This window comes from Scopulibacillus cellulosilyticus (assembly GCF_042665295.1).
Lineage (GTDB): Bacteria > Bacillota > Bacilli > Bacillales > Sporolactobacillaceae > Scopulibacillus_A > Scopulibacillus_A cellulosilyticus.
Map to the genome: position 1 here is coordinate 632,417 of NZ_JBHTCO010000004.1, position 23,911 is coordinate 656,327.

Annotated in this window: 22 protein-coding genes; all 22 read left to right on the forward strand. The window is 39.5% G+C overall.

The features are described 5' to 3' along the window. The first annotated feature begins 17 nt into the window (after positions 1-17). The 22 genes from ACFQRG_RS06320 (at position 18) to spoVS (ending at position 23,904) form a co-directional block, all read left to right on the forward strand. Positions 18-1,259: a M16 family metallopeptidase gene (locus ACFQRG_RS06320; protein ID WP_380964847.1), complete on the forward strand. Its 1,242-nt coding sequence runs from the start codon at positions 18-20 to the stop codon at positions 1,257-1,259. 198 nt (positions 1,260-1,457) lie between these two features. After that, positions 1,458-2,351: a dipicolinic acid synthetase subunit A gene (gene dpaA, locus ACFQRG_RS06325; protein ID WP_380965004.1), complete on the forward strand. Its 894-nt coding sequence runs from the start codon at positions 1,458-1,460 to the stop codon at positions 2,349-2,351. 3 nt (positions 2,352-2,354) lie between these two features. Then, positions 2,355-2,948 carry a dipicolinate synthase subunit B gene (locus ACFQRG_RS06330; RefSeq protein ID WP_380964849.1) on the forward strand — a complete coding sequence of 198 codons (594 nt, stop codon included), beginning with the start codon at positions 2,355-2,357 and terminating at the stop codon, positions 2,946-2,948. A 158-nt stretch (positions 2,949-3,106) separates the two neighbouring features. Continuing rightward, entirely contained in the window at positions 3,107-4,162 is a 1,056-nt protein-coding gene (locus ACFQRG_RS06335) for an aspartate-semialdehyde dehydrogenase (protein ID WP_380964852.1), read from the forward strand. A gap of 12 nt (positions 4,163-4,174) precedes the next feature. Further along, complete coding sequence (dapG, locus tag ACFQRG_RS06340) at positions 4,175-5,413, forward strand: aspartate kinase (protein ID WP_380964854.1); 1,239 nt, start codon at positions 4,175-4,177, stop codon at positions 5,411-5,413. Positions 5,414-5,704: 291 nt separating this feature from the next. Beyond that, positions 5,705-6,577 (forward strand): 4-hydroxy-tetrahydrodipicolinate synthase, encoded by an 873-nt coding sequence (dapA, locus tag ACFQRG_RS06345; protein ID WP_380964856.1) that lies wholly within the window; start codon positions 5,705-5,707, stop codon positions 6,575-6,577. Between the two features lie 247 nt (positions 6,578-6,824). Further along, on the forward strand, positions 6,825-8,489 hold the full coding sequence (locus tag ACFQRG_RS06350; RefSeq protein ID WP_380964858.1) for a ribonuclease J: 1,665 nt from the start codon (positions 6,825-6,827) through the stop codon (positions 8,487-8,489). Positions 8,490-8,599: 110 nt separating this feature from the next. Next, positions 8,600-9,337, forward strand: a complete 738-nt coding sequence (locus tag ACFQRG_RS06355) for a ClpP family protease (RefSeq protein WP_380964860.1) — start codon at positions 8,600-8,602, stop codon at positions 9,335-9,337. Then, complete coding sequence (locus ACFQRG_RS06360; RefSeq protein ID WP_380964862.1) at positions 9,334-9,567, forward strand: YlzJ-like family protein; 234 nt, start codon at positions 9,334-9,336, stop codon at positions 9,565-9,567. Before ACFQRG_RS06355 ends, ACFQRG_RS06360 begins: the two co-directional genes overlap by 4 nt. 95 nt (positions 9,568-9,662) lie before the next feature. Further along, entirely contained in the window at positions 9,663-11,975 is a 2,313-nt protein-coding gene (locus ACFQRG_RS06365) for an FtsK/SpoIIIE family DNA translocase (RefSeq protein WP_380964864.1), read from the forward strand. Between the two features lie 164 nt (positions 11,976-12,139). Beyond that, on the forward strand, positions 12,140-13,435 hold the full coding sequence (gene yfmF / locus ACFQRG_RS06370; RefSeq protein WP_380964866.1) for an EF-P 5-aminopentanol modification-associated protein YfmF: 1,296 nt from the start codon (positions 12,140-12,142) through the stop codon (positions 13,433-13,435). Position 13,436: 1 nt separating this feature from the next. Next, a complete protein-coding gene (yfmH, locus tag ACFQRG_RS06375) occupies positions 13,437-14,723 on the forward strand; it encodes an EF-P 5-aminopentanol modification-associated protein YfmH (RefSeq protein ID WP_380964868.1) in 1,287 nt (428 codons plus the stop codon). A gap of 12 nt (positions 14,724-14,735) precedes the next feature. Beyond that, positions 14,736-15,464, forward strand: coding sequence for an elongation factor P 5-aminopentanone reductase (gene ymfI / locus ACFQRG_RS06380; RefSeq protein ID WP_380964870.1), 729 nt, complete (start codon positions 14,736-14,738; stop codon positions 15,462-15,464). A 66-nt stretch (positions 15,465-15,530) separates the two neighbouring features. Further along, a complete protein-coding gene (locus ACFQRG_RS06385) occupies positions 15,531-15,797 on the forward strand; it encodes a DUF3243 domain-containing protein (protein ID WP_380964872.1) in 267 nt (88 codons plus the stop codon). Positions 15,798-15,960: 163 nt separating this feature from the next. After that, positions 15,961-16,734, forward strand: a complete 774-nt coding sequence (locus ACFQRG_RS06390; RefSeq protein WP_380964874.1) for a DUF3388 domain-containing protein — start codon at positions 15,961-15,963, stop codon at positions 16,732-16,734. A 74-nt stretch (positions 16,735-16,808) separates the two neighbouring features. Continuing rightward, positions 16,809-17,732 carry a helix-turn-helix domain-containing protein gene (locus tag ACFQRG_RS06395; protein ID WP_380964876.1) on the forward strand — a complete coding sequence of 308 codons (924 nt, stop codon included), beginning with the start codon at positions 16,809-16,811 and terminating at the stop codon, positions 17,730-17,732. A gap of 102 nt (positions 17,733-17,834) precedes the next feature. Further along, the gene (pgsA, locus tag ACFQRG_RS06400; RefSeq protein ID WP_380964878.1) at positions 17,835-18,413 is read left to right on the forward strand and encodes a CDP-diacylglycerol--glycerol-3-phosphate 3-phosphatidyltransferase; all 579 of its coding nucleotides are present in this window, start codon (positions 17,835-17,837) and stop codon (positions 18,411-18,413) included. Positions 18,414-18,450: 37 nt separating this feature from the next. Continuing rightward, positions 18,451-19,683 (forward strand): competence/damage-inducible protein A, encoded by a 1,233-nt coding sequence (locus ACFQRG_RS06405; protein WP_380964880.1) that lies wholly within the window; start codon positions 18,451-18,453, stop codon positions 19,681-19,683. Positions 19,684-19,811: 128 nt separating this feature from the next. Next, a complete protein-coding gene (gene recA / locus ACFQRG_RS06410) occupies positions 19,812-20,849 on the forward strand; it encodes a recombinase RecA (RefSeq protein WP_380964882.1) in 1,038 nt (345 codons plus the stop codon). Positions 20,850-21,100: 251 nt separating this feature from the next. Then, positions 21,101-22,663 carry a ribonuclease Y gene (gene rny, locus ACFQRG_RS06415; protein WP_380964884.1) on the forward strand — a complete coding sequence of 521 codons (1,563 nt, stop codon included), beginning with the start codon at positions 21,101-21,103 and terminating at the stop codon, positions 22,661-22,663. Positions 22,664-22,746: 83 nt separating this feature from the next. Further along, positions 22,747-23,541, forward strand: coding sequence for a TIGR00282 family metallophosphoesterase (locus ACFQRG_RS06420; RefSeq protein WP_380964886.1), 795 nt, complete (start codon positions 22,747-22,749; stop codon positions 23,539-23,541). 102 nt (positions 23,542-23,643) lie between these two features. Next, positions 23,644-23,904 (forward strand): stage V sporulation protein SpoVS, encoded by a 261-nt coding sequence (spoVS, locus tag ACFQRG_RS06425; protein WP_380964888.1) that lies wholly within the window; start codon positions 23,644-23,646, stop codon positions 23,902-23,904. The last annotated feature ends 7 nt before the right edge of the window (positions 23,905-23,911 follow it).

Here is a 23,911-nt window from a genome sequence, read left to right on the forward strand (position 1 = left end):
AATGGAGGAGACATCATTTGATTACTAAGCACACCGCTTCAAATGGCGTGCGTATCATTATGGAGAGAATACCATCAGTACGTTCCGCGACGATCGGTATTTGGATTGGTACAGGCTCGCGTCATGAAACAGAGAAAAATAACGGTATCTCGCATTTTATTGAGCACATGCTCTTTAAAGGAACAGCAACCAGGAATGCCCGGGAAATCGCTGAAGCTTTTGATCAAATCGGCGGTCAGGTTAATGCCTTTACTTCTAAAGAATATACATGTTTTTATGCTAAAGTTTTAGATGAACATGCTGAATACGCGGTGAACGTATTAAGCGATATGCTGTTTCATTCGATTTTTGATAAAACCGAATTAGAAAAGGAACGTCAAGTTGTCTGTGAAGAAATTAAAATGTACGAAGACACACCTGATGATATAGTTCATGACTTATTGAGCGAGGCAAGTTTCGGCAGCCATCCGCTTGGTTACCCCATTTTAGGAACGGAAACGACGCTTGAATCATTTAAACCAGATGATTTGCGCGCCTATATGAATGAACACTACCGGCCGGAAAACATTGTCATTTCTATCGCAGGCAACGTTGAAGAATCAATCGTCAGCGCTGTTGATAAGATTTTTTCAAACTATCAGGTAAGCGGTGTTGAAAATCACTATGATGCACCCGTTTATCAATATGAGAAACTGGCGCGGCAAAAAGACACGGAGCAAGCGCATTTATGTATTGGTTATAAGGGGCTTGCTATCGGTGATGAACAGCTCTACCCGCTCATGGTTATGAATAATGTTTTAGGGGGAAGCATGAGCAGCCGTCTTTTTCAAGAAGTAAGAGAGGAAAGGGGATTAGCCTACTCCGTTTTTTCTTACCATACCTCATATAAAGACAGCGGTATGTTAACCATTTACAGCGGAACAGGCGCAAATCAAATCGATCGGTTGTCAAGCACCATTTTTAGCGTTTTAGATGATCTTATTAAAAACGGTTTAACTGAAAAAGAATTAAAGAATAGTAAAGAACAAATCAAAGGCAATATGATGTTAAGCCTTGAAAGTACCAGCAGCCGGATGAGCCGGAACGGGAAAAATGAGCTGTTATTAGGCCGCCATCGTTCATTGGATGAAATGGTAAAAAAAATCAATGAGGTTACACTCAGTGATATTCATCAGCTTACTAAAGACTTATTTACCGAAGATTTCTCCTGCTCGGTTATCAGCCCAAGCGGAACAATCCCAAAGTCACTGCATAAATAATTATCCTGACTTGCGGCTGTTTTAATAAAGCATAAGAAGTAACTTCTAACTATAATAAATGTCGTCATTTTAAACTCGCCATTGGGCGAGTTTTCTTTATTATTTTCACCATACTAGCCTAACTATCATAAGATAACCTAGGAATTGGGCGAAGTCCCTCAGGCATGAATAACAATTGGAGGGGAGTATGTGCTTGATATGTTAACTGGTAAGCATCTTGTGATATTAGGCGGAGATGCAAGGCAATTGGAAGTCATCAAGAAATTAAATGAATTGGACGCCCAACTTTCATTAGTTGGCTTTGATCAATTAGATCAGCATTTAACTGGTACCTCGAAAGTTGATTTAGATGAAATAGATTTTTCGCATGTTGACGGAATTATTTTACCAAGCTCGGGAACAAATGAGGATGGCATTGTTGAAACTATTTTCTCAAATAAAATTGTTAAAATAACAAAAGATTGGCTGGAGAAGACTCCGGAACATTGTTCAATTTACAGCGGGATCAGTACACCTTTTTTAGATTCCCTCGTTCAAGAATGCCATAAGGAACTCATTAAGTTATTTGAGCGGGATGACGTAGCTATTTATAATTCGGTCCCGACTGTCGAAGGCGCCATCATGATAGTCATTCAAAATACTGATATAACAATTCATCAGTCTAATGTAGTTGTACTGGGTTTAGGGCGAACGGGTATGTCTGTCGCTCGAACATTCGATGCGTTAGGGGCTTATGTAAAGGTAGGTGCACGCAGGCCGGAACATATAGCCAGAATTACCGAAATGGGTTTAAAACCTTTTTATATTAAAGACATAGAAAAGCATATCAGGGATGTTGATATTATTATTAATACGGTACCTGCAAAAGTGCTAAGCAGCAAGGTTCTGTCTCATATACCTGGAAATGCTCTGATTGTAGACCTTGCATCAAAACCCGGCGGAACTGATTTCAGGTACGCTGAAAAAAGGGGTATTAAAGCGTTATTAACGCCTGGGCTGCCTGGAATGGTTGCACCAAAATCAGCCGGCAGAATTATTGCCAATGTTTTATCTGAATTGTTATTAGATAAATTTTCTGGGGAGGATGAGTAACTTATGAATCTTACTGGTAAGCATATCGGTTTGGGTATTACGGGATCGCATTGTACGTATAATCAGGTTGTCCCTCATATTCAATCATTACTTGATGCCGGTGCAAAAGTATCAGCCTTCGTGACTTATACGGTAAAAAATACAGTAACACGTTTTGGAGACGGTAAGGATTGGATTAACAAAGTTGAAGAAATTACTGGAAATAAGGTGGTGGATTCTATTGTAGATGCCGAACCCTATGGTCCTAAGACACCTTTAGATTGCATGGTTATCGCGCCATTAACCGGAAATTCAATAAGTAAATTTGCTAACGCTATGACTGATTCCCCTGTATTAATGGCTGCTAAAGCAACATTAAGAAATCGCCGTCCGGTTGTGCTTGGCATTTCTACAAACGATGGCTTAGGACTTAACGGGTCTAATATAGCCAGGCTGCTTTCCTCAAAAAATATATACTTTATACCGTTTGGTCAAGATGATCCTGAAGGTAAGCCGACGTCGCTCGTTTCACATATGCCTCTTATGAAGGAAACTGTTGAAGCAGCATTAGATGGCAAACAAACCCAGCCGATACTTATTGAGAAATTCAGATATTAACCCATTCATCTTTCAAAAAAATCATAGTATGATAAAATAGTAAGCAAAGTTTAAGAAGGAGAAATGTCTTTGGTTTCTCCTTCTTTTGAAATTTAACTTTTAATTCATTTTAAATATCTGAATTAATATGACAATGTATCTCGAGGAGGAACCGTAAATTGTATAATGACCAAGGTTTTCATGTAGCAGTTGTCGGAGCGACAGGCGCTGTAGGACAACAAATGTTAAATATGTTAAAGGACACAACGTTACCAATCAGAGAACTCACATGTCTCGCCTCAAAGCGATCGGCAGGACAAACTATAGATTTTGAAGGTGAAAAAATAGTTATCAAGGAAGCTGTTCCGGAAGCATTTGAAGGTATAGATGTTGCTTTGTTCAGTGCCGGCGGTTCAGTCTCCAAGGAGCTTGCTCCCGAAGCAGCCAAAAGGGGAGCAATTGTCATTGATAATACAAGCGCATTCCGTATGGATGAAAATGTGCCGTTAGTTGTACCCGAAGTAAATGAACAAGCCCTTTTTGATCATCAAGGTATTATCGCCAATCCAAACTGTTCAACGATCCAAATGGTAGCTGCTCTTGAACCGATTCGGAAGAACTTTGGCTTAAACCGCATTATTGTATCAACTTATCAGGCTGTTTCCGGCGCAGGAGCTGTTGCTATTGAAGAACTTCGGAATCAATCTCAGCAATTATTGAATGAAGAAGCTATTAAGCCTGAAATTTTGCCGGTTAAAAGCGATGAAAAGCATTATCAAATTGCTTTTAATGCGATTCCGCAAATTGATAAGTTCCAAGATAATGATTACACTTTTGAAGAAATGAAAATGATTAACGAAACGAAAAAAATTATGGATGATTCAAACATTCGCGTCGCTGCGACGTGTGTTCGTCTGCCAATTGCGACAGGGCATGCAGAATCTGTTTATATTGAAGTAGATAAAGACGATGTATCATCGGAAGATTTGAAAAAAATCTTATCAGAGGCACCAGGGGTCACTTTACAAGATGATCCGGCAAATCAAATTTATCCGATGCCTGCGGATTCTGTTGGAAAGAAAGATGTTTTTGTCGGAAGGATTCGCCGCGACCCTGATATCAAAAATGGTTTCCATCTTTGGGTCGTTTCTGATAATCTATTAAAAGGCGCAGCGTGGAATTCGGTACAAATTGCTGAGAGTCTGGTCAAACTTGGTATTCTTAAACTTAAGTGAGGCGTTCATTAAATGAAAGTTATTGTCCAGAAATTTGGAGGAACATCTGTTAAAACGAATGAAGATCGTATTCGTGCCCGAAAACATGTTTTAAAGGCTGTAGAAGAAGGGTATAAAGTCGTTGTCGTTGTCTCAGCTATGGGACGTACAGGCGATCCTTATGCAACTGATACTTTATTGAGTCTCGTCGGCCGCGACCATGTGAGCAACAGAGAAATTGATTTGCTTATGTCCTGCGGTGAGATCTTATCGTCAATTGTTTTTTCCAGCTTATTGAAGGAAGCAGGACTGCAGGCAGAGGCATTAACCGGAGGGCAAGCAGGATTTCGAACAAATGAGGTTTTTAATGCGGCCCGTATCATGGAGATGAAATGTGATCGTATTAAAAAGATGCTTAATACGCTTGATGTTGTTGTCGTCGCCGGGTTTCAGGGGCAATCAAAATCCGGTGAAGTGACAACCATCGGCCGCGGCGGAAGTGATACTTCAGCTGCTGCACTTGGCGCCGCTTTAGATGCTGAATGGATCGATATCTTTACAGATGTGACAGGCGTCATGACTGCTGATCCAAGAATTGTTTCCGATGCGCGTCAACTGTCTGTTTTAACATATAATGAAATTTGCAACATGGCGTATCAAGGGGCAAAAGTCATTCACCCAAGGGCTGTAGAGATAGCGATGAATGCTAAAATACCCCTTCGAATCCGATCTACGTATACAGATGATATTGGAACACTCGTTACATCGATTAAAAAGAAAAATAAAGGTCAGGACGTTCAGGAACGGTTGATTACAAGTATCGCCTACGTTCAGAACGTATCTCAAATAAGAGTCCAAGCGAAAAAAGATGACTATGATCTGCAGGCGAAAGTTTTTAAAGCAATGGCTGAAAATCAAATCAGTGTCGATTTCATTAACATTAGTCCAAGAGGTGTGATATATACAGTAACCGAACAAATGACTGATCTTGCTGTATCCACACTTAAGACCTTAGGTTATGAACCTGTGGTTGTTAAAGGGTGTGCTAAAGTATCAGCTGTTGGTGCAGGGATGACAGGGGTTCCAGGTGTTACGTCCAAGATCGTTAATGCCCTGACTCAAGAAGGCATTCAAATTTTACAATCAGCTGACTCGCATACAACGATTTGGGTACTTGTAAAAGAAGACCAATTAAAACAAGCGGTTATTGCCCTGCATAAGACTTTCGAATTGGAGAAAGAGGATAGTGAATTAGCAGCTGACCAGTTATAGAGGATGTTCAAAAAGTCCGGGAAAAATAGCTGTCGAGACTGCGGGATAAGTGCTCCTGCGCCCGTAGCATATTCATAGGCGTATCGCCAACTTCTCGTCGCAGCTCGCAGTAGTTCGAGAAGCATCGCTCGGTGCTCCTCCGCTCCTCACGTATTAAAGGCATACGCTTCGGTGCTCGGAGGCGGCGCTTCCTTGAACTTCTCGGCTCTTTTTGTCCTCCTTTTTGAACACGTAGTTATAGAGGATATTCGAAAAGTCCTTTTGAACACATATTTAAAAGGAGAGGTAGACATGGCCGATTTCGGCAGATTATTAACAGCGATGGTAACACCTTTTGACGATAAAGGTGAACTTAGCTTAGAAAGAACAACAGCACTTGTTGAATATTTGATAGAACATCAAACTGAAGGGCTGGTTGTCGCAGGAACAACAGGAGAATCACCAACACTTTCAAAGGATGAAAAGCTTAAGTTATTTGAGCATGTTGTTAAAGTCGTTGATGGACGGATTCCTGTTATCGTAGGAACAGGAAGTAATAACACAGCTGAATCTGTAGAGTTTTCCCGTAAAGCAGAAGCTTTAGGTGTTGACGGGATTATGATTGTTGCTCCTTATTACAATAAGCCTAATCAAGAAGGACTGTATCAGCATTTTAAAACAATCGCTGAAAGTATCAATGTACCTGTTATGATCTATAATATTCCGGGGCGTTCTTCGGTAAATATAACGGCCGAAACAATTATCCGTCTTTCGGAAATTGATAATATAACGTCTGTCAAAGAAGCAAGCGGTAATCTTGATCAAATGGCAGCCATTATTAGAGGAACAAGTGATGACTTTATACTATACAGCGGTGACGACGGTTTAACCTTGCCAGTGCTTTCTATCGGCGGCCACGGTGTTATTTCCGTTGCTTCGCATGTTATTGGCGACGGCATGTCAAATATGATTCAAGACTTTTTATCAGGGAATCATGAAGATGCGGCGAAACAGCATTTAAAATATCTTCCTGTCATGAGGGAATTATTTGCGGCACCAAGCCCCGTTCCGGTTAAAGCATTGCTGAGTCAAGTCGGAGTTGAGACAGGTCCTGTCCGTCTGCCGATGGTTGATTTAACGGAAGAAGAAAAGTCATCATTAACAAAAATATTTAAAGAACTTTAAAGAAAATTTAGATGATGACAGGCCTTTCCGGTTTTTCAAAACTATAAATTTCGATAGTATGAAGAAAGAAACTCGCCCAATCGGCGAGTTTTCTTTTATAAATTGACAAATACTAAATATAAAAGCATGTTGGACAAGCGATGATTAAAAAATCAACTTGTAAATTTTGCAAAGGATCGGTTATAATAAAAGAAATGATTAGTTCGGGTGAATTGATGGCTGTTTAATTTAATAGGAGGAATGCTCATTGCAACAACGGAAAGAAGACGAGGTTAGGATTTATGCAATGGGCGGCGTTGGCGAAATTGGAAATAATATGACAGTCATTGAGGTTAATAATGATATATTTATTGTCGATGCTGGTTTAATGCATCCAAAAGATGATATGCTTGGTGTTGATACTGTTATTCCGGATACATCTTATTTGGTTGAAAATCAGGATCGGATTAAGGCTATTTTCCTCACACACGGTCATTATGCGCATATTGGAGGATTACCTTATTTAATTAAAGAGCTGCATGCTCCGATTTATGGTACAAAGTTTACACTTGCCTTGCTTGAAGAATCGATAAAAGATAAGAATACACTAAAGAAAGCTAAGCTGAATATAGTTGAACCGGGGAAGGATCTAAAGATCGGTTATAGAACGATAACATTCTTTAGAATGAACCATAGTGTTCCCGACTCAATCGGTTTGGCTATTTATACCTCTCAAGGTGCAATTGTCCATACTGGTGATTTTAAATTTGACTATACACCGGTTGATGATAAAAAAGCGGATATTAGCAAACTGTCCCGAATCGGTGACAGAGGTGTCCTCTGTTTACTGTCAGACAGTAAAAATGCTGAATTACCTGGGAAAGCACGTTCAGAAAAAGAAGTTGGCGAAACCTTAGACGATATTTTTTATTTTGCCAAAGGCAGAGTGATAACTGCTGTATACGCAACCAATATTCACAGAATACAGCAAGTTGTTAATACAGCCATTCAAAACAATCGTAAGGTTGCGATTGACGGCCGCTATCTTGAACGTGTCATCGGTATGGCGACAAAACTGGGTTACCTTCAAGTACCAAAAGGCACATTTACAAGTTTGGATAAAATTAACAAAAGGAAAGAAAATGAAATAGCCATCTTAACTTCGGGTCCGGAAGGCGACCCAATGACACCCCTGACTAAAATTGCTAATCATTCACATAAGCGTCTTTCACTTAAAGAAAATGATCTCTTTATTTTTGCGGCATCGTCTACACCTGGAAATGAGAAAAGTGTTACCAAGTCTATTGATGCATTAATGAGAATCGGTGTTAAGGTCATTTATGGCGATTGCGTTCATGTATCAGGCCATGCTAAACAAGAAGAAATTAAACTTATGTTACAGCTGACAAGACCTAATTATTTAATTCCGATTCATGGAGAATTTAGAATGCTTAAAGCCCATCAGGACCTTGCGGTTGCCACAGGCATGGAGCCGCATCATATCTTCCTTTTGGATAAAGGCGATGTTGTATCATTTACAAAGGGCGAAGCAAGGCAGGCTGAAAAGGTTCCTGCCGGCCAAGTGCTTGTAGACGGGTTAGGCGTTGGCGATGTCGGTAATATTGTATTACGCGACCGCCGTTTGCTGGCCCAAGATGGAACGCTTGTCGTTGTTGTCACTCTTGGCAAACAATCCAAAAAGATTTTATCAGGACCTGAAATTATTACCCGCGGTTTCGTTTATGTCAGAGAATCCGAAGAACTTATCGAAGACGCCAATAATATTGTTTCAGAAGTGTTGTCGCAATCATTAACGCAAAATATCTCAGAATGGTCTTCTCTGAAAAACAGTATCAGGGATTCTTTAAGTCGCTATTTATATGATAAAACAAAACGCCGTCCAATGATATTGCCAATTATTATGGAAATATAATATAAAAGCTGACATCACTCTTACGGGTGATGATGGCTTTTTTCTTTTGTATCAAATGTTTCTCTCCTTCAAATACTAATTTGTAGTATAACGAAAGGAGAGTAAAATGAATGACAGACGAACAAACTGAATTCGAACAAGAGCAACAAGAAACTGAGCAGCAAAACACGATGATGAATGATATTCAAAAGTTAGGTGAATCGCAAATCCCTCAGGCGGCACCCTCAAATATTCATTGTTTAACAATTGTAGGGCAAATTGAGGGACATATGGCACTGCCTCCAAAAAATAAAACAACAAAATATGAACATTTAATTCCTCAACTTGTGGCGATAGAACAGAATGATCAAATCGAAGGACTGCTTATTATTTTAAATACGGTTGGAGGAGATGTTGAAGCTGGTTTGGCAATTGCTGAAATGGTTTCAACCTTATCGAAACCGACGGTGTCATTAGTTCTTGGAGGCGGACACTCTATTGGTGTCCCTATTGCGGTCGCTTCTGACTATGCTTTTATTGCCGAATCAGCTACAATGACAATACACCCTGTCCGGTTAACCGGATTAGTCATTAGTGTACCATCGACTTTCGAATATTTAGATAAGATGCAAGACCGTGTCACAAAGTTTGTCGTTAGAAATTCTAATATTACTGAAGAAAAATTTAAAGACCTGATGTTTAGCCAAGGAAATCTTGCAAGAGACATTGGAACAAATGTTGTTGGAAAAGATGCTGTATCATACGGTCTGATTAATGAAGTAGGCGGTCTTGGCCAAGCTTTATCTAAATTAAATGAGTTAATTGAGAACAATAGGGAGCACGGAGAAGCGCAGAAGGTGGTACAATGATTTTATATACAATTTGTCCTTTAGAGGATATTTTTGAAGAAGAGGAAAAACAACCCGGGAAAAAACAAACGATAGAAGTGAACGGAGTGAAACTTATTGTCGAAGACAAAGGTGATAATAATTATGAAATCGTCCAATTAATTAGTTCAAATCCTCAAGACTTCTTAGACGGACGCTACCAGCCTGGAGAAAAATTGACAATGAAACCTTTACTCCCATCCGCAACTTGAGTAACATTATAATTAAGGCTTATAGCTTCATGATTTAACAAGCAGCTTTAATACAGCTGCTTGTTATCTATTCACATGAGTTCTGAGGTGACATCATGGCAAAGAAAAAGAGAAGAAAAAGCCAAAAGAAAAAAGGCTGGAAAGAAACGCTGATTTACGAAATAGCCGGTCTATTAATATTTTCATTAACGTGTATTGCTATTTCCAAGCTTGGCGTTGTAGGGGAAGTGTTTGTTGAAGCAGCAAGGTTTCTGGCAGGGAACTGGTATATGCTCATATTTCTTGGGACTCTAATTCTATCAATCTATTACATATGGATGCGCAGTCAGCCTTCCTTTTTTACCCGGCGCTTAGTCGGTGTTTATTTATTCGTCTTTTCATTGCTTTTATTAAGCCATGTAAAACTTTTTGAAGAATTATCAGATCATAACAGATGGCAAAATGCTTCGGTAATTACAAATACATTGGCTTTATATAAAGGGGAAATTTCAGGGGCGATAGCAAACGAACAGCTTGGCGGAGGAATGATAGGCGCTCTTGGGTTTGCGTTTTTTTATAAGCTATTTTCGGCTACCGGCACGATGTTTATGGCTGTTTTTCTCATTATCGTTTCTCTGATTCTTATTACCGGAAAGTCCTTGCGTGATACGATGAACAAAATATTACGCCGTTTTAAAAAATTAGGACAAGGTGTAGCAAATAAACAGAAGGAAAACATGCAAAAGATTAAAACCGCTATGGATGAGAAAAAAGAACAGCGTAAAGAACAAGAAGAGGCGGAGAAAGCTGAAGAATTAGTTGCCGATGATAATGATCCCGACCAGAACCAGGAACCTATTATTCATGATTTTAATGAACAACATCCACTGGATATACCGCAAGTAAAAGAAGATCATCCTAAAAAAGTGAGGGATGATTTAGAAGACGAACAAGATCTTGTACAACCTTCATTTTCAACGCCGGAAGTTGAGAATGAAGATTACCAGCTTCCTCCAATTGACTTATTAGAGCGGCCGAAGTCTAATTCGCAGTCTAATGAGCGAAGGCATATTGCTGATAATGTCCGTAAACTTGAAAAAACCTTTGAAAGTTTTGGCGTTAAAGCTAAAGTGAAAAAAGTACATTTAGGGCCAGCTGTAACGAGGTATGAAGTTTATCCGGATGTCGGTGTGAAAGTCAGCCGGATCGTTAATCTTAATGATGATTTAGCCCTGGCGCTGGCTGCGAAAGAAATCCGGATTGAAGCGCCGATCCCTGGAAAGTCTGCAGTCGGTATCGAAGTCCCAAATAAAGATGTAGCAATGGTAAGCTTAAGAGAAGTTTTAGAATCTGAATTCGCCAAAAGGCAAAGCTCTAAATTGGCTATTGGTTTGGGGCGGGATATTTCAGGTGAGCCTGTATTAACTGATTTAAGTAAAATGCCTCACTTGCTTGTAGCGGGTGCGACCGGAAGCGGGAAGAGTGTTTGTATCAATGGCATTATTACGAGTATATTAATGAGAACAAAACCGCATGAAGTTAAATTGCTGATGGTCGATCCCAAAATGGTAGAATTAAATGTTTATAACGGAGTACCTCATTTATTAACGCCTGTCGTTACTGATCCGAAAAAAGCTTCCCAAGCACTTAAAAAAGTCGTTGCTGAAATGGAAAGGCGATATGAGCTGTTTTCTGAGAGCGGCACGCGGAATCTGGAAAGCTATAATAACCATGTTCGCCGCTATAATGATGAGAACAATGATAATCAGCCTTACATGCCGTACATTGTTGTTATTATTGACGAGCTTGCTGATCTTATGATGGTTGCTTCCAAAGACGTTGAAGATGCCATAACGAGACTCGCACAAATGGCGAGGGCAGCCGGTATTCATTTAATTATTGCAACACAACGCCCGTCAGTTGATGTTATCACAGGTATCATCAAAGCTAATATTCCATCAAGAATCGCCTTCAGTGTTTCCTCACAGACCGATTCACGAACGATCTTAGATTCAGGAGGCGCTGAGAAGCTGTTAGGCAAAGGTGACATGCTGTTTTTACCTATTGGCGCATCAAAGCCAACCCGTATACAAGGAGCTTTTCTATCTGATGATGAAGTCGAAAAAGTGGTCGATTTTGCTGTCAGCCAGCAAAAAGCGCAATATCAAGAAAATATGATACCGTCAGATGAACCGGAGAAATCTGTTGATAAAGTTGATGATGAATTATTTGATGATGCAGTCCAGCTGGTTATTGATATGCAAACCGCTTCAGTATCCATGCTGCAAAGGCGCTTTCGTATTGGTTATACAAGGGCGGCCCGGCTTATTGATGCCATGGAGGATCGTAATATAGTCGGACCGTATGAAGGCAGCAAACCGAGGGCTGTTCTTATTGGAAAGCAAGATGATGAAGCCTCCTCGCAATAAAAAAGTATTATAAAACACGATAGTCGCATAGAATAATTGGACAAAGGTCGCTGACTTTTGTCCCTTTTTGTTTTGATTCAGGCTTATCTTCCCGCTGGTTAGGGACTTGGGGTATAGGTTACAATGAAAGAGAGAAATTATGATGGAAAAAAGGGGTGTAAAACATGTCTTATATCAATGAACAAGTCCATGATTTTAATGGGTTTAAAGTACATATGATACCGACAGATAAATTTAAGACAGTAACAATGTTTTTACAGTTTTGTGCACCGTTAAACGAAAAAGATGTGACAAAACGGGCGCTTTTATCTTACGTACTAAAAAGTTCGACCAAACATTCACCTTCAACTCAAGATTTGCAAAAACGTTTAGATGATTTATATGGTGCAAGCTTTACGTCAATGTTAACAAAAAAAGGGGATTACCACATTCTTACATTATACATGACTGTTGCTAACGAACGGTTTATCTCCGGTGCTTCCACCAAATTATTAGATGAATCTGTAAAGCTTTTGTCTGAAGCGGTATTTCAGCCTGCGGCAGCCAATCAACAATTTGACAAAAAAATTGTTAAAAGGGAAAAACGTTCACTTAAGCAAAGACTCGAGGCTATATACGATGATAAAATGCGTTATGCAAGCCAAAGATTAATTGACGAAATGTGCCAGCATGAATTGTATCGGTTACATACATACGGGTATTCGGACGAACTTGAACAAGTGACGCCGGAAAGTTTATTTGATTATTATCAAAAAATGGTGGCAGAAGATCAAGTTGATCTTTATATTATCGGTGATATTGAGGAAAATCAAAGTCATATTTTAAATGCTGTTCAATCTGAATTTACATTTAGTAAACGGCAGGAAAGAACAAGGGATGTACGCATTAATTTTGACCCGGTTATTCCTAATGAAGTCAAAATAGTTAAGGAAAATCAAGATGTCGAACAAGGTAAACTTAATTTGGGATACCGTACTAATATTATTTATGGAGATCCTTTATACTACGCCTCCCAGGTGTTTAATGGTTTATTCGGCGGATTTCCTCATTCAAAACTATTTATGAATGTCAGAGAAAAAGAAAGCCTTGCCTACTATGCATCATCAAGCTATGAAAGCTATAAAGGGTTAATGATTGTTATGAGCGGGATAGAATTTTCAAATTATGACAAAGCAGTCGCGATTATTAAAGAACAATTAGAAGCCGTCAAAAAAGGCGATTTTACCGATCATGACATTGATCAGACAAAGGCTCTGTTGAAAAACGCGGTTTTAGAAGCATTAGATAACCCGGGTTCTCTGACTGATTTTCTTTACAGGCAAGTGTTAACCGGGCAGCCGGTAACTGCTGAAGATTGGCTTGATGCAATTGAGAATGTGCAAAAAGAAGATATTATTAAAGTCGCTGAAAAAACATCACTTGATACCATATACTTTTTACAAGGCGAGGAGGGAAATTAAAATGAAACAAATTCATTTTGACCAATTGCAAGAAACGGTATATCATCATAAGTGTGATAACGGGCTGCAGCTTTTTATTTTACCAAAAACAGGATTTAATAAAACTTATGCCATTTTTACAACAAATTATGGTTCGATTGATAATCACTTCAAACCGTTAAATCAAAATGATTGGTTAAAGGTACCTGATGGCATTGCACATTTTTTGGAGCATAAAATGTTTGAAATGCCGGATGGGAGCGATGCTTTTCAAGCTTTCGGAAATCAGGGGGCATCCTCAAATGCTTTTACTTCATTTACCAGAACGGCTTATTTATTTTCCAGTACATCGAACATCGATAAAAACTTAGAGACGCTTATTGATTTTGTGCAAACACCGTTTTTTAAAAAAGAGAGCGTCGAAAAAGAAAAGGGTATTATAGGTCAAGAAATTCGAATGTACAATGATACACCGGATTGGCGCGTCTATTTTGGACTGATCAGCAATATGTATCACCATCATCCTATTCAAATTGATATTGCCGGAACGATTGAATCGATCAGCCATATTACTGATGATTTGCTTTATGATTGTTACCGGACTTTTTATCACCCAAGCAACATGATGTTGTTTGTCGTTGGTCCTGTAAATCCTGATGAAGTGATGGATCTTGTAGTGAAAAACCAGGCAGGCAAGGACTATACTAATCAACAACCGATTGAAAGAAAATATCCTGAAGAACCTGAAAGCGTCGCCAAGAAATCTTCTGTTATCAAAATGGGTGTACAAACACCGAAAAGTTTAATTGGCTTCAAAGAACGGCGTGTCCACCGTACGGGTAAAGAATTTATGGAACATGAACTTTCAGTGCAATTGCTTTTAGAGCTCATGTTTGGTAAAGGGACTGAAAATTATAAGTCGCTGGTAGAAGACGGATTAATTGATGAAACGTTTTCTTTTGAATATACTGAGGAATATGAGTTTGGTTTTTCAGCAATAGGGGGTAATACAGAAGATCCGGAAAAGCTGCAGAACAGGTTAAAACAAATTATTGAAGAGTATAAGTCGGGCCGACTTGATTCGGAAGCTGTTGAACGCGCACGTAAGAAACGAATCGGCGGAATGCTTCGCGCATTTAATTCCCCGGAATTTATCGCTAATCAGTTTACGCGATATTATTTTAATGAAACAAATCTTTTTGATCTTATTCCAGTATTAGAATCATTAACAACAGAAACTTTGACAAAAACGCTTCATGAGCATTTTAGTGATGAAGCACTCTCAACATGCGCTGTTGTTAAAAAGTAAGGTGGTTTAAAAATGAATATTGCACTTATAACAGGCGCAAGCGGCGGTATTGGTCAAGCCGCATCCAAACGCTTAGCGGATGACGGTTATTCCCTTTATTTGCATTACAACGAAGGACGGGAAAATATTGATACACTCGTCAATGAGTTAAGTTATAAGTATCCAGACCAGCAATTTACGGCTGTACAGGCTGATTTAACAACTAAATCAGGCGTTAAATTGCTTATAGAACAAATAGCAGATCCTGTTGACTGTGTTGTATATAACAGCGGGAAAAGTCTGATTTCATTAATAACAGAAGTCCCGGAGTCTGATCTTGACAGTTTTATTCAATTACATATGGCAAGTCCTTTCCAACTTATCCAGCATCTGCTTCCTGACATGATCAGCAACCGGCACGGGAAAATTATTTTTGTTACTTCAATTTGGGGTCTGACGGGGTCATCAATGGAAGTGCTGTACTCAATGGTGAAAGGCGGACAAAACAGTTTTGTTAAAGCTTTGGCAAAAGAGGTTGCTCCAAGCGGCATTTCTGTAAATGCAGTTGCCCCGGGCGCTGTGGATACTAAAATGATGGGCGATTTCAGTGAAGAAGAAATCGAATATATCAAACAGGGCATTCCGATGGGACGTCTTGGCCGCCCTGAAGAAATTGCTGATTTAATCGGCTACTTAGCTTCAACAAAATCAGATTATATTAATGGACAGGTGGTCTCCATTAATGGTGCATGGCATTGTTAAATGTCATGCATATTTTTTTTATAGCAGTGCAAGCTAATAATGAAAGATGAAAAAGGAGGAATCACAATGTCTGTTTTGAATAGTTGGGATGATTGGAAAAGCTTCCTGGGTGACCGTCTAAATAAAGCAAAAGCAAAAGGTGTCAGCCAAGATGCTATTGCCAATTTTGCAACTGAAATTGGAGGATATCTTGCCGATAAAGTTGATCCAAAAAATGAACAACAAAGAGTGCTTTCTGACTTATGGAGTGTTGCTGACAAAGATGAACAGCATGCCATTGCAAATATGATGGTAAAACTTGTAGAAAATAACGCTACTGATAAACAACAATAAGCTGATTTTAAAAGGAATGTCTTTGAAGGCATTCCTTTTGTTTTTGTTTATTTCTTTTTTGGATAATTTAATTTTTTTTTGATTACAAAAAAACACCTTTTCTTGAAAGTTATTATCATTTATTATAAATTTATAATGATATGTGTTCAAAAGGGGTTATGCTATGGAAAAGAAAGAATGGTATTTAGAATATGAAATACATAGAAACCGCCCCGGATTATTGGGTGATATCGCATCTTTGTTAGGCATGCTTGGGATTAATATCGTCACAATTAATGGTGTTGATAATGAAAGAAGGGGCATGCTTTTACGTACAGAAGACGATGCCCAAATTGAACGGCTGATTGCTATTGTAAAAACAATGGATAATATTAATGTGACCAAATTAAGGGAACCCAAATTAAGCGACCGTTTGGCTGTTCGTCATGGCCGCTATATTGAGAGAGATGCGGATGACAAGAAGACATTCCGGTTTGTCAGAGATGAATTAGGTTTGCTTGTCGATTTTATGGCCGAATTGTTTAAGAAAGAAGGCCATAAATTAATCGGCATCAGGGGCATGCCCCGTGTCGGTAAATCAGAATCAATTGTTGCATCTAGTGTTTGTGCTAATAAACGCTGGCTTTTTATTTCTTCCACATTATTAAGGCAGACTGTCCGAAGTCAACTCGCTGAAGATGAATTTTCTGATGAACATATTTTTGTCATTGACGGTATCGTCTCAACGAAACGTTCATCGGACCGTCACTGGGAACTTCTTCGGCAGGTTATGCGAATGCCTGTCACTAAGGTTGTTGAACATCCGGATGTCTTTGTACAAGGCACGGAGTACTGCCTTGACGACTTTGATTATATTATTGAGCTGAGAAATAACCGTGACGAAGAAATCACCTATGACGTTGTGGAAGAAGATGAAATGTCTCCGTTTGACTTTTAAATATGGTGTTCAGAGTAATCCTCTTATAGTACTTTTTTGAACATCCTCTAAATCATATTGGCAGGTGTTAAGCATTGAGTGAGTTAGGTACAGCGTTGAAAGAAGCGCGTGAAGAAAAGGGGATGACATTAGAAGATATTGAGAGAAAAACAAAAATACAAAAACGATATCTCCTGGCCATTGAAGAAGGGCATTTTGATCAGCTTCCCGGCAATTTTTATTCAAGAGCATTTATAAAAAATTATGCTGAAGCTGTTGGTCTTGATCCCAATGCTCTTTTTAACGAATACGGACATGTTATTCCAAATATCCGCCAAGAGCCTTCCCAAGTCGTTTTACCGCCAAGAACGCAGCGCCAGAGTACTGGATTGTCATTTAAATCAGCGAAAAGAAGACAAACTGATTCTAAATTTAATTCTTTGTTGCCAAAGATAATCATTGTCGTTGTACTTTTATTGATTTTAATTGGTATTTGGCTGTTGGCGCAACATTTTAAGTCAAGTGATAAATCATCAGCGACAAATCATACAAGCCCTGATGTCGTTTATAAAAAAGATGAAAACGGCTCAAGCAAAAATTCAGGTGCTCCAACACAGAATGACCAAAAAGCCAAATCAGAGAATAAAGATACTAAAAAACAAGCTAAAGCTAAAAAGGATAAATCAAATCAAAAGCAACATTTATCATTGGATAATACTAAGGGAAATATTTCTTATTATACTTTAACAGGTGCCAAGACATTTAATGTTGAAATATCGGCCAAGCCAAAGAAACAAGCATGGATAGATGCGAGGGACGGCGGACCCGGCGGGAAAAATTTTGCTTATGGCATGGCTGAAAACAACAAAAAGTTTAGCTTTGATGCTTCTAATGCAAGTAAATTGTATATCAAGGCAGGCAACACTTATAATACAGAGATTAAAGTGAACGGAAAAACTTTAGACTTTCCAAACAAAAGTATTACTCAAACGATTTATATCACATATAAAAAACCATGATTAAAAAAGCCAGGGGAAATTCACCGGATTTTTTGAATAACTTTCATCTAAGAGAAGAGTCATCACCAATGGTGACTCTTTTATTCATCTGGAGGTATTAAAATGAACATAGCAAATAAAATAACAATATCTAGAGTGATCATGATTCCTATTTTTCTTATCTTTTTACTTGTTCCAATGCATCTGGGCACCGTCCCAATATGGCATGCTCATGTTCCTGTCAGTCAATTCATTGCGGGTATTATTTTCATTGTAGCTTCATGTACCGACTGGCTTGATGGTTACTTTGCACGGAAATATAATTTGGTAACAAATTTTGGGAAGTTCCTTGATCCGTTAGCAGATAAGCTGCTTGTGATGAGTGCATTTGTTTCTCTTGTCGATTTCCACTACATACCTTCATGGATGGTCATTATTATTTTGGCGAGAGAGTTTGCCGTAACGGGCCTTCGCTTAGTAGCAGCAGGAGAAGGGGATGTGATTGCAGCGAGTAAGGTGGCAAAATGGAAAACAACCTTTCAAATGCTTGCCATTATCTTTTACTTATTTAACAATCTGCCGTTTGGTTTAAATGGTTTTCCGCTCGCAGACATATTATTATGGATTGCTGTTATAATGACAATTATCTCCGGTTGGGACTATTTTTATAAAAACCGAGAAATCATTTTAAAGTCAAAATAATAATATCCTTTGCAGAGAAAAAAATGAGGTGAATAGAATGAATGCTGAATTAATAGCTGTCGGTTCCGAGCTTTTGCTGGGGCAAATTGCTAATACGAATGCCCAGTTTATTTCAGAGCAATTAGCTGCCTTGGGAATTAATGTTTATTTCCATACAGTTGTCGGTGATAATCCGGAACGGCTCAAAATGGCGGTTAATCAGGCGGAATCCCGTGCCGACTTAATTATTTTTACCGGGGGACTCGGACCGACCAAAGATGATTTGACAAAAGAAACAATAGCGGAAATGGTTGGGAAACCGCTTGTATACGATCAGGACGCATTAGACAGTATCATGGCTTATTTTAAAAAAACCGGCCGTGAGATGACAGAGAATAACCGGAAGCAGGCACTTGTCATTGAAGGCAGTCATATTCTTAAAAATCGCCACGGTATGGCACCTGGAATGGTAACAAAAGCCAAGGGCAGGATTTACATACTTCTTCCAGGCCCGCCGTCAGAAATGAGACCGATGTATACGGATTTTGTAAATCCTTATTTATCTAAGCATTATTCAGAACATATTGTCTCAAAAGTATTAAGATTTTTTGGTATCGGTGAATCGGCCTTAGAAACAAAAATTATCGATTTAATTGAACAGCAAACGAATCCAACGATTGCTCCGCTTGCAAAGGAAAGTGAAGTAACGCTTCGCCTAACGGCTAAGCACCGGAGCAAGGAGGAAGCTGAACGCATGATCAGTGAAACTGAAGCTTTGATCAATAAGCGTGTCGGCCAATATTTATACGGCTACGGGGAAACTCAATTACATGAGGTCGCTTTTAACCTACTAAAGAAACATAATCAGACGATTTCGGCTGCCGAAAGCTTAACAGGCGGATTATTCAGCCAAATGATCACAGACTTTCCTGGCGCTTCAAGTGTTCTGAACGGTTCGGTCGTTTGTTACACCAACCGGGTTAAAGAAACGCAAGTGAATGTTCCGGGTTCATTATTAGAGACGGACGGGGCAGTCAGTGAAGCTTGTGCAGAAGTTATGGCAAAAAATATTAGAAATCTTTGCGGATCTGACCTTGGCATCAGTTTTACAGGAGTAGCAGGGCCAGGCCAAAGCGAAGGTAATGAGGCGGGCACCGTTTATATTGGTTTGGCTGATCAAAACCAAGTCAAAAGCTTTAAGTATCAATTTAGCGGAACGCGGGCGGCTGTTCGAACGAAAACCGCTAAGACGGGCTTTGATCTTATACGTCGTTATCTTTTAAATAAATAAAGACGAATAAATGTTCGTTAAAACTATTGGCAAAAACATAAAAAACAGCTATCATAGTAATAGATAAAGTGTGTGTTTAAAAAGAAGGGGAAAACTCTCTGTTTTTCCCCCTTTAGAGGAGTGATCTCATGAGCGATCGTAAAGCAGCCTTAGATATGGCGTTAAGACAAATAGAGAAGCAATTTGGAAAAGGATCCATTATGAAACTTGGTGAACAGGCTGAGCAAAGAGTATCTACTGTTTCCACCGGATCTTTGGCGCTTGATATTGCTATCGGTGTCGGCGGTTATCCGCGCGGACGAATTATTGAAGTTTATGGACCGGAATCTTCCGGTAAAACAACTGTTGCCCTTCATGCTATTGCAGAAGCACAAAAAAACGGCGGACAAGCAGCATTTATTGACGCCGAACATGCTTTAGACCCGGTTTATGCAGAGAAACTTGGCGTTAATATTGATGAACTGTTACTTTCGCAGCCTGATACAGGCGAACAAGCACTGGAAATTGCCGAAGCTCTTGTCAGAAGCGGTGCAGTTGACATTATTGTTATTGACTCTGTTGCTGCGCTTGTCCCGAAAGCCGAGATAGAAGGAGAAATGGGCGATTCCCATGTTGGTTTGCAAGCCCGTTTAATGTCTCAGGCATTAAGGAAACTTTCAGGTGCCATCAGCAAATCAAAAACAACGGCAATCTTTATTAACCAAATTCGTGAAAAAGTCGGCGTTATGTTCGGCAATCCGGAAACAACTCCGGGCGGCCGGGCGCTCAAATTCTATTCATCAGTCCGGCTGGAAGTGCGCCGTGCGGAATCTTTAAAGCAAGGCAACGATATGGTTGGTAATAAAACCAGAATTAAAGTCGTAAAAAATAAAGTGGCGCCGCCGTTTAAACAAGCTGAAGTCGATATTATGTACGGAGAAGGCATTTCCAAAGAAGGGGAAATTCTTGATATCGGCTCAGATCTTGATATTGTTCAAAAAAGCGGTGCATGGTATTCATTTAATGAAGAACGGCTTGGTCAAGGACGGGAGAACGCCAAGCAATTCTTAAAAGAAAATGAAGACATTCGTGATGAAATTACCCAGCAAATCAGAAGCCACTATAATTTAAACGAGCAAACAGAACCTGAAACCACAGATGAAAATGAACAAAGTGAATTATTATAAGTTTGTGTTCAAGAGGTTGGATATGTTTTCCGGACTTTTTGGACATCATCTAAAAAAGAGGCGCGTGCGCCTCTTTTTTTTATATATCGCCCATTGTTAGGTTGACAAGCGTTTTTTCCAAATATACAATTAAGTTGTATATTTAACCTATCTTTAAAAAATCAATGACATTTTTGAAAAGCTTTTAAATGAGGTCGATTTGACTTCTGCATGTCTTTTTAAAACGAGTTTGTGAGAGCAAGGAGGTGAATATGGTGACTGTATGGTTAATCATCTCCATTGCGCTGATCTCTATAGTTTGTCTTTTTATAGGCTATTTTATTAGGAAATCTATCGCAGAGGCCAAGATTGCAACTGCTGAGAATGAAGCTAAGCATATTGTTGAAGACGCGAAACGCGATGCTGAAGCAACGAAAAAAGAAGCTCTTCTAGAGGCAAAAGATGAAATTCATACACTACGTACTGAGGCCGAAAGCGAGATACGCGAGCGTCGAAATGAACTTCAAAGACAAGAAAATCGACTTGTTCAAAAAGAAGATTTGCTTGACCGTAAAAGTGAAACGCTTGATAAAAAAGAAGACTCATTAGATAAAAAGGAGGATTCTCTTAATAAGCAACAACGACAAATTGAAGAGATGGAAAGCAAAGTGGAGGAACTGCTGCAAGAACACCAAGCGGAACTCGAACGCATTTCCGGTTTAACCAATGAGGAAGCCAAGGAAATTATTTTCAATCAAGTAAGGCAAGAAGCATCTCATGAAGCGGCGCAGCTTGCTAAAGAAATCGAAACCCGCTCTAAAGAAGAAGCGGATAAGAAGGCTAAGAATATTCTTTCGCTTGCGATACAGCGTTGTGCGGCAGACCATGTTGCTGAGACAACAGTTTCGGTTGTTAATCTTCCAAACGATGAGATGAAAGGCCGTATTATAGGACGTGAAGGACGAAACATTCGTACACTTGAGACCTTAACTGGTATAGACCTTATTATAGATGATACCCCTGAAGCTGTTATTTTATCAGGGTTCGATCCAATTAGACGTGAAGTTGCCCGGGTAGCTTTAGAAAAGCTTGTCCAAGACGGACGGATTCATCCGGCGCGGATTGAAGAAATGGTCGAGAAATCCCGTCGCGAAGTGGACGAAATGATCCGTGAATACGGCGAACAAACGACTTTTGAAGTGGGTATACATGGTATGCACCCTGACTTGATTAAAATACTTGGACGACTGCGGTTCAGAACCAGTTATGGACAGAATGTGCTTAAGCATTCAACGGAAGTTGCATTTCTAACGGGATTAATGGCTGCTGAACTGGGTGAGGATGTCACGCTTGCCCGTCGTGCCGGATTGCTTCATGATATCGGTAAAGCCATTGACCATGAAGTTGAAGGCAGCCACGTTGAAATTGGTGTTGAATTAGCAACGAAGTACAATGAGCATCCTGTTGTTATTAACAGTATTGCATCACACCATGGTGATACAGAGGCAACATCTGTTATTGCAACACTTGTTGCTGCGGCAGATGCCTTATCGGCTGCGAGACCTGGAGCAAGAAGAGAAACACTTGAAACATACATCCGTCGTCTCGAAAAGCTTGAGGAAATCTCTGAGTCCTTTGAAGGTGTTGAGAAGTCTTACGCAATACAAGCTGGCAGGGAAATCCGCATTATGGTTCAACCGGATACGATTGATGATGCTGGGTCCTATCAACTTGCCCGCGAAATTACCAAAAAGATTGAGAATGAACTGGACTATCCAGGACATATCAAAATCACAGTTATTCGTGAAACAAGAGCTGTTGAATATGCAAAATAAAGTGGCGCTTCGCCACTTTTTTTTATTTTAAAAATATGGTTAAGCTATTATAAATAATTATTAGCGTATTAAGGAGAATCATCATGAGAATTTTGTTTGTAGGGGACGTATACGGTAAACTTGGCAGAACGATGATCAAGGAATATTTGCAAAAATTAAAAGCCTTCTATAAACCGACCTTCACTATCGTTAATGGAGAAAATTCAGCCCACGGAAAAGGTATTACCGAAAAAATCTATCGTGAATTAATGGAAGCCGGTGCAGATATCATTACGATGGGAAATCATACATGGGATAACCGTGACATCTTCGAATTTATTGATGATGTTAACCGGCTGGTTCGTCCCGCCAATTTTCCAGAGGGAACGCCGGGGGTTGGTATGCAATTTTTGAAAATTAACCAGATAGAAATGGCGGTTATCAACTTGCAAGGAAGAACCTTCCTTCCAGCCCTTGATGATCCATTCCGGACAGCCGATGACCTTATTAAAGAAGCAAGAAAAAAAACACCAATTATTTTTGTTGATATTCACGCGGAGACAACCAGTGAAAAACAAGCGCTGGGATGGTACTTAGACGGACGGGTCTCTGCCGTTGTAGGTACACACACACACGTTCAAACGGCTGATGAAAGAATTTTACCCAAAGGTACGGCTTATTTAACGGATGCAGGCATGACGGGCCCTTATGACGGCATTCTGGGCGTTCAGCGCGAAGCCGTCATTAAGAAATTTTTGACGAATTTACCAGTCCGGTTTGAAAGTGAAACAGGGCGCGGTCAGCTTAGCAGTGTCATTATTGATATTGATGAACAAACGGGAAAAGCTACACAAATTCAAAGAAGACTTATTAATGATGATCATCCATTTTATGAATAGTATTTTTGAATTCTTAGAAAATTATTTTTTAAATAGAAGGAATACCAGCATGAGTAGGGAATATATTTAGTATGGGATGACAATCTATAAGGAGGTACAGAAATGGACATATTAAAAGTTTCAGCAAAATCAAACCCTAACTCTGTAGCTGGCGCACTTGCTGGTGTCCTTCGCGAAAGAGGATCAGCTGAAATTCAAGCTATTGGTGCAGGCGCCTTAAACCAAGCGGTGAAGGCTGTAGCTATTGCGCGAGGATTTGTTGCACCGAGTGGAGTTGATCTCATTTGTATTCCAGCTTTTACGGACATCTTGATTGAAGGTGAAGAAAGAACGGCTATTAAATTAATTGTCGAGCCGAGATAAAAAAATT